Annotated in this window: 9 protein-coding genes; 1 reads left to right on the top strand and 8 read right to left on the bottom strand. The window is 54.3% G+C overall.

The genetic code is table 11. The features are described from left to right. From B3Z49_RS15150 to B3Z49_RS15135, 4 genes are all read right to left on the bottom strand, one after another. The coding region (locus tag B3Z49_RS15150; RefSeq protein WP_296992391.1) for a beta-ketoacyl-ACP synthase III at window positions 1-917 on the bottom strand (917 nt) is incomplete at its 3' end. Window positions 918-958: 41 nt separating this feature from the next. Then, window positions 959-2,038 (bottom strand): phosphate acyltransferase PlsX, encoded by a 1,080-nt coding sequence (gene plsX / locus B3Z49_RS15145; RefSeq protein ID WP_063089467.1) that lies wholly within the window; start codon window positions 2,036-2,038, stop codon window positions 959-961. 255 nt (window positions 2,039-2,293) lie between these two features. Further along, the gene (locus B3Z49_RS15140) at window positions 2,294-2,872 is read right to left on the bottom strand and encodes a YceD family protein (RefSeq protein WP_008891100.1); all 579 of its coding nucleotides are present in this window, start codon (window positions 2,870-2,872) and stop codon (window positions 2,294-2,296) included. Then, on the bottom strand, window positions 2,865-3,446 hold the full coding sequence (locus tag B3Z49_RS15135) for a ubiquinol-cytochrome C chaperone family protein (protein WP_296992387.1): 582 nt from the start codon (window positions 3,444-3,446) through the stop codon (window positions 2,865-2,867). Before B3Z49_RS15135 ends, B3Z49_RS15140 begins: the two co-directional genes overlap by 8 nt. A gap of 156 nt (window positions 3,447-3,602) precedes the next feature. On the opposite strand from B3Z49_RS15135, the gene B3Z49_RS15130 reads away from it, so the two are divergent. Further along, window positions 3,603-4,052, top strand: coding sequence for an outer membrane protein assembly factor BamE (locus B3Z49_RS15130; protein WP_008891102.1), 450 nt, complete (start codon window positions 3,603-3,605; stop codon window positions 4,050-4,052). Window positions 4,053-4,081: 29 nt separating this feature from the next. Here B3Z49_RS15130 and thiL read toward each other — a convergent pair whose 3' ends face one another. From thiL to B3Z49_RS15110, 4 genes are all read right to left on the bottom strand, one after another. Continuing rightward, window positions 4,082-5,056, bottom strand: coding sequence for a thiamine-phosphate kinase (gene thiL / locus B3Z49_RS15125; RefSeq protein ID WP_296992384.1), 975 nt, complete (start codon window positions 5,054-5,056; stop codon window positions 4,082-4,084). Between the two features lies 1 nt (window position 5,057). After that, window positions 5,058-5,555 (bottom strand): transcription antitermination factor NusB, encoded by a 498-nt coding sequence (nusB, locus tag B3Z49_RS15120; RefSeq protein ID WP_063089462.1) that lies wholly within the window; start codon window positions 5,553-5,555, stop codon window positions 5,058-5,060. Further along, a complete protein-coding gene (gene ribH, locus B3Z49_RS15115; protein WP_008891105.1) occupies window positions 5,555-6,019 on the bottom strand; it encodes a 6,7-dimethyl-8-ribityllumazine synthase in 465 nt (154 codons plus the stop codon). The genes nusB and ribH overlap by 1 nt, the downstream gene beginning before the upstream one ends. Window positions 6,020-6,023: 4 nt before the next feature. After that, window positions 6,024-6,713: 3,4-dihydroxy-2-butanone-4-phosphate synthase (locus B3Z49_RS15110; RefSeq protein WP_296992381.1), on the bottom strand; the 690-nt coding region annotated here is incomplete at its 5' end.

The raw sequence follows: 6,713 nt of genomic DNA, 5'->3' as shown, positions 1-6,713 counted from the left end.
ACGACAATATCACCGCGTTTGACACGTCCGTCATGGACCGCCTCGGCCAGTGCCAATGGGATTGACGCCGCAGACGTGTTGGCGTGACGATCAACCGTCACAACCACCTTATCCTTGGAAATACCAAACTTGCGCGCCGTACTATCGAGAATGCGCTGGTTGGCCTGATGCGGCACCAGCCAGTCGATATCGCCCGGCTCCAGGCCGGTATCGGCCAGGACTTCGCGGATAACGCTGGCAAGGTTTGTCACAGCGTGGCGGAAGACTTCCTGACCTTCCATGCGCAAATGCCCGACGGTCTGGGTCGCAGATGGCCCGCCATCAACATAAAGCAGCTCATACTTGCTGCCATCCGAATGCAGACGGTTGGCAAGAATACCGACGTCTTCGATCGTGCCCTGGCCTTCAACGGCCTGCACGACGACAGCCCCCGCACCATCCCCAAACAGCACACAGGTCCGGCGGTCTTCCCAATCAAGGATACGCGAAAAAGTCTCCGCCCCGATGACAAGCGCGGTTTTGGCCTGACCGTTACGGATATACATATCCGCCGTCGTCAGCGCATAGATAAAGCCAGAACAAACCGCCTGAACATCAAAGGCGAACCCTTTGACCCCAAGGCGATTTTGCACCTTGGTGGCTGTGGCCGGGAATGTGTTGTCCGGGGTCGCGGTCGCAACAATGATCAGATCGATGTGATCAGATGTGACACCGGCATGTTCCATCGCGCTTTTGGCAGCGGCAAAGGCAAGATCACTGGTGGTCTCACCTTCGGCTGCGATGTGGCGCTGACGAATGCCCGTACGGGCAACAATCCATTCATCTGACGTGTCAACGCGCTTGGCCAGATCATCATTGGTTACAACGTTTGCAGGCAAATATGAACCGCAACCAATAATGCGAGAACGAGTTGTCATGATTTGGGGACCGCCGGTTTTCTGTTTTTCTGGTGGGTTAATCAGTTGGCTTGACCAACAGGAACGGCAACGTCTTCTTGCTCCGCATTTTCAAGGCCGCTCATGGCCTCTTCAAATAGTGCAAGCTCGTGCTTGATGCTGTCATTGAGGTTGTTCACGATCAGATCGTGGCAAACCCCGATGGCGTTGGAAAAACCAAGCGCGTCGGTGCCGCCATGGCTTTTGACCGCAATACCATTCAGGCCAAGCAACATGGCCCCGTTATAACGGCGCGGATCCATGCGATCACGGAAACGCTGAAGCGAACGACGGGCAAGAAGATAACCAATCTTGGCAAAGAACGAACTTTTGAACGTCTCGCGCAGGAAATGCACCAGCAGACGCGCAGTGCCTTCTGCGGTTTTCAGCGCAACGTTGCCGGTAAACCCGTCAGTCACGATCACATCGACCGTACCCTTGGCCAGGTCATCCCCTTCAACAAAGCCCTCAAAACGGATCGGCAGATCAATGTCGCGCAAAATCGCCGCGGCTTTCTTGACCGACTCATTCCCCTTGAGTTCTTCGATACCGACGTTAAGCAAACCAACAGACGGCTTTTCAAGACCAAACAGGATCCGTGTGAACACTTCCCCCATCAGGGCAAACTGCACAAGGTTGTGTTCGTCACATTCGATGTTTGCGCCAAGGTCAAGCATCACCGTCTCGCCGCGCTGTGTCGGCATATAGGTCGCGATTGCCGGGCGATCGATGCCGCGGACAGTTTTCAAAACGAACTTGGCCATCGCCATCAGCGCACCGGTATTCCCGGCAGACACGACACCTTGTGCGTCGCCCTCTTTGACGGCGTTGATGGCAAGACGCATGCTGGAATCACGGCGCTGGCGAAGCGCGACGGAAGGTTTGTCTTCCATCATGACTTCCTGCGAAGCGTGGCGGATGTCGCTGACAGCTTCCAGTGTTGGATATTTGGCCAAAAGCGGTTTGAGTTTCGCTTCATCACCAAACATCAGAAACTTGAGATGGGGCAAACGCTTGAGCGCAATTTCGGCACCAGCCAAAACCATCTCAGGCGCGTGGTCTCCTCCCATCGCGTCAAGTGATATGCAAACCTGTTCAGGCAACGTATTCTCTTATGGTTGTTCTAAAATCTCTGAACCGGGTATCCGGCAGGCAAGCCAATAGGCAAAGCTTGTCATCAATGGGCCGGAACGCCCGTAATTACCGGAATTCTCCACCAGATACAAGGTAAAGCACATTCCGGCTGCCCACACCATAACAGTGTGAACACGGTCATAGTGCAGTCAAAATGTGAAATGCCGGTAAATACCGGCATATTCAACAAGCCTAATCATCAGACGTTCCCGCCCGGATGACCACTATTTTTTCTTTTCAAGCTGTTCTTTAAGGCCTGCAAGCTGCGCAAACGGGTTGGGTTTGTCGGCGTCGGCCTCTTCTTCGGTCTGGATCGAGTCCGGCAGCTCTGCATCATCCTTGCGCGGATACGGGTCCATCGCAACGGCCAGGAACTGTGCAACAACCTCGCCCAGATCAATCATGCCATCGACAAGCGGTTCGGGCTGTTCAAGCAGCGCCATCAATTCGGCTTCTGACAGATTTTCAAGATCGTCCGGGTTTGACGGCATGTCTTCTTCGGAAACATGCGGCGAGAAAAGAACCTCGACCGTATCTTCAACGGTTTCCGGCACGGGCTCGAGTGTTGCGACACAGCGCTGAACGATTTCGGCACTCATCGGACCACGCACGGTAACTTCGCCGTTTGACGCGGTTTTAACTTCGAGCTCGGCACGCAGGCTATCAATGGAAACCAGCTCGAACCGTTTGGCCAGTTCGGCACGTTCCTTTTCATTGGCTTCAATAACAAGTTTCTCTTTGCCACTGACCATTTCATCGGTTTTGACAATACGGGAAAACTCGGGGGTAAAATTATCAGGCATCAGGTCGTTCTTTCTCGTGCGAGTCAGATACAGCAACAGCCGGGACATCGGGAAAATGAACCGCGCCGTTCTGCATTTGCAAAATGGTTTGATTTTCAAGGCTGGTCAGCGCGTCGTGGATATAGCCGACCATCGCCATAAGTTGTTCATTGCTGACACTACAGTCAGCGTAAAGATTACGGTCCAGTGCGGCGGCAAGCTCGGCTGCGCCAGACTGAACACCTTCTTCATAGGCAACAATGCGCCCATGGTAGGATTCAGACATCTTGCGGATCCGTTTCAGGATACCGACATCGCCGATCCCCATTTCACGCATGTTCTGATCAAGATCAGAAAACATCACATCAAAGATGCGCTGTGCAAGATCACGGTCACCATCATCGGCCTTCAAACGGCGAAACAGGATGAATGCATGAACGAGAATAAGGTCAAAGCGCCCTTCCATCTTGTCGGGAACGCCAAGCTTTGCGTAGAAGTCCGGTTGGCGCGCCTGGGTTACCATTGCCGTGTAAAGCTCGAACGCAGCAGTTTGCTTGCGGTCTTTTTTCTTAAGCCATCCAAACAACAGTAACACTCCTTCGTTGACATTCCTGTCGTGGCACGCAGAATGCCGTAAATCTCATTGGGGCATGTCTGCCCCATGCATTGCCCGGCAATATCATGCGCCTCGCGCAGAAACTCAAGGCAATTCCGGTTTCGCTTCAAGAAGAGGGTCGCTCAGGTGAGCTTCATGGATAACAAAACTACCCGCATTCCCCTGATCATGCTGGCAGGGCTGGCTATTGCCTTTGTCGCTGCCTGCAGCCCCAGAATTGCGACCCGCGGCCACGCGCCGGACCCAGAACAGCTTGAACAGATCTCTGTCGGAGAATCGACCAAGGGTGATGTAACCAATATTCTGGGATCGCCATCATCGGTTGCCGCCTTTGACGAAAATGTCTGGCTTTATATTTCCAGTGTGACCGAGACCGTTGCGTTCTTCGAACCCGAAACCGTCCAGCAGAAAGTCATTCTGATCAGCTTCGATGCGGCCAATCGCGTTGAAATCCTGAGTGAATATGACCTCGAGGACGGAAAACCGGTTATCCCGACGGACCGCGTTACACCGACTGCCGGTCGTGAAATCACGATCCTGCAGCAGCTCTTTGGCAACCTCGGTCGCTTCAGCGAGCAGAAATAAGCCGCCTGAGCCGATCTAGATATCTGTCGTTATTTAAAATGGTCGAACCCGCCATCTGCGAGTTCGGCCGTTTTTCCATCCGCACCGATCAGTGATACAACACCGACTTCATCCGTGACCCCACCGATGACGGTGAAGGCTTCGCCCAAGGCAGCAACATCGTCGGGTGCGCCCGCAATCAGAAGTTCGTAATCATCACCGCCCGCAAGAATGCGCGACCACTGGTCTTCGTCACTATCCAACACAGCCCGTGCCGCCTTGGATAGCGGAACAGCATCGCGGTTGATCACAAGACCGACACCCGAAGCAGAACAAATCTTGCGACAATCACCTGCAAGCCCGTCGGAAATATCCATGGCAGCCAGGCGTCTTTCCGATGCGATACAGGCCGCACTTTCGGTCATCCGTGGCTGCGGCAACCAATAACGGTCTTTCAGAAACGCGGCCAAATCCGGTGCAAGATCGGGAAATTCGCCGTTCAGTAGCGCCAGCCCCAAGGCCGCATTACCCAACGTTCCGGTGACGGCTAAAACATCGCCCGGCTTTGCCAGATCACGTCGCAGGGCCCTGCCCGTTGGAACATAGCCAAATGCCGTCAGGCTGAAGAATGTCGGGCCCGGCGTTGCAACCGTATCTCCGCCCCAAAGCGACACATCATAAGCCGTACAATCTTCGCCAAAACCCTTGGCAAATCGCGCCACCCAGTCATCCGACAGATCGCGACTATAACCCGAACTCAATACCACGCCCCCCGGTCGGGCGCCCATGGCCGCCAAGTCCGACAGGTTCACGCGCAGAACTTTCTTTGCGATCAGTTCCGGTTCATCAATGCTTCGGAAATGGACATCAGCCACCAGCGCATCGGTGGTTACAACAACCTCGTGCCCGGCTGGTGGAGAAAATACGGCCGCATCATCCTTCAAAGACAATGCGGCCGGATCACTTTGCGCAATGGGCGCAAAATGGCGCGCGATCAGTTCAAATTCGCCGGATCGCGCTGCCATATCAATTCTGTCCGGCTTCACCGGGACGCAAGGTTTTCCCGATACGATCCAGCACGGCATTGACCAGCTTCGGTTCGTTCTCGTCAAAGAACGAATGTGCTGCGTCGACATATTCCGTGATGACAACCCGCATCGGCACGTCTTCACGTGCGATCAGTTCATACGTGCCCGCACGCAGGATACTGCGCAGAACCGTCTCAAGACGCTGCGTGGTCCAGCCCTTTTCAAGCGCTCCATTGATCAGCGCATCAAGATCGACCATGCGCGCGGCAACGCCCTGAACCAGATCGGCGAAAAAGCCGCGATCCGGATCGATCAGGTCTTCGTTTGGCACATCAAGATCGCGACCACCCGTACCATCAAGGCGGAAGTCGGAATATTCGCGCACGATATCAGCGGCAGGCAGCTGCGAAAGCTCTGCCTGGTAAAGCGCCTGAATAGCGGCAAACCGCGCCGCGCTGCGCCGTTGTGCGGCTGATGCCTTTGATTTCTCGGTCATTACTTGTGATGTATTCCAAAGTGGTTTTGAACTTCAATCTGACGCAGAACAGCTTTGGCAGCCTCGCCGCCCTTGTTCTTTTCGTCAGCCTTGGCCCGCGCAAGTGCCTGCGCCTCGTTCTCGACAGTCAGGATGCCATTGCCGATTGCCAGGTTGTAGTCAAGGCAAAGCTGCATCAGCGCACGGTTGGCTTCTTCGCAAATGTGGTCGTAATGCGTGGTTTCGCCACGGATAACACACCCCAGCGCAAGATAACCGTCATAGCGCGGACCGGTGGCCAGTTCTTCCATCGACTGCACAGCATAACGGATGGTAATCGGCACTTCAAACGCACCCGCGACCGAAATTCGGTCCCATGTCGCGCCACCAGCTTGCAGCGTCGAAGCCGCCCCTTTGACAAGGTCTTCGACGATATGCGTGTAATACGGCGCATCCACAATCAGAATGTGGGGGGCGTTGCTCATGATTTTATTCCTCCGAGACGACAAGCGGACGCTGATCAACCAGATTTAGACCGAAGCCGTCAAGTCCTACAATGTGGCGTTTGGTATTTGAAAGCAGAATCATGTCGCGAATGCCAAGATCATGCAAGATTTGCGCACCGACACCATAGTCGCGCAAATCGCCATCACCGTTTTCACTCGCCAATTCCTGACGCAGAGCATCGCCATCACCGCCATTCATCTCGATCAGTTTGGCAATCGATGCAGAAAGCGTGTTCGGGCGCGGTTCACGGATCAGGACAACCACACCACGCCCCTCCTCGCCGATCTGGCGCATGGCAGCTGAAAGTTGGCCCTGATGGCCCGTTTGGGTATCGCCCAAGACATCTTCTATCACATTTAAGGCATGCACACGGGTCAGAACCGGCGCATCATCAGAAATATCACCTTTGACCAGTGCAATATGTTCGGCATAGGTGACGTTGTTGACATAAAGATGCATGTCAAACTCGCCGCCATTCACACTTTTGATCTTGGTGGTGGCTTTGCGCTGAACGACTTTTTCATGCTTGCGGCGATAGCGGATCAGATCAGCAATCTGTGCGATCTTGAGATTGTGCTTCTTGGCAAACTCTACCAGTTCTGGCAGTCGCGCCATTTCACCCGAATCACTCATGATTTCACAAATGACACCCGACGGGTTCAGGCCCGCAAG

Origin of the sequence: Thalassospira sp. UBA1131 (assembly GCF_002311515.1) — a bacterium.
Lineage (GTDB): Bacteria > Pseudomonadota > Alphaproteobacteria > Rhodospirillales > Thalassospiraceae > Thalassospira.
Note: the sequence above shows the minus strand (reverse complement) of the source record. Positions and strands in the feature narration are given on the sequence as shown.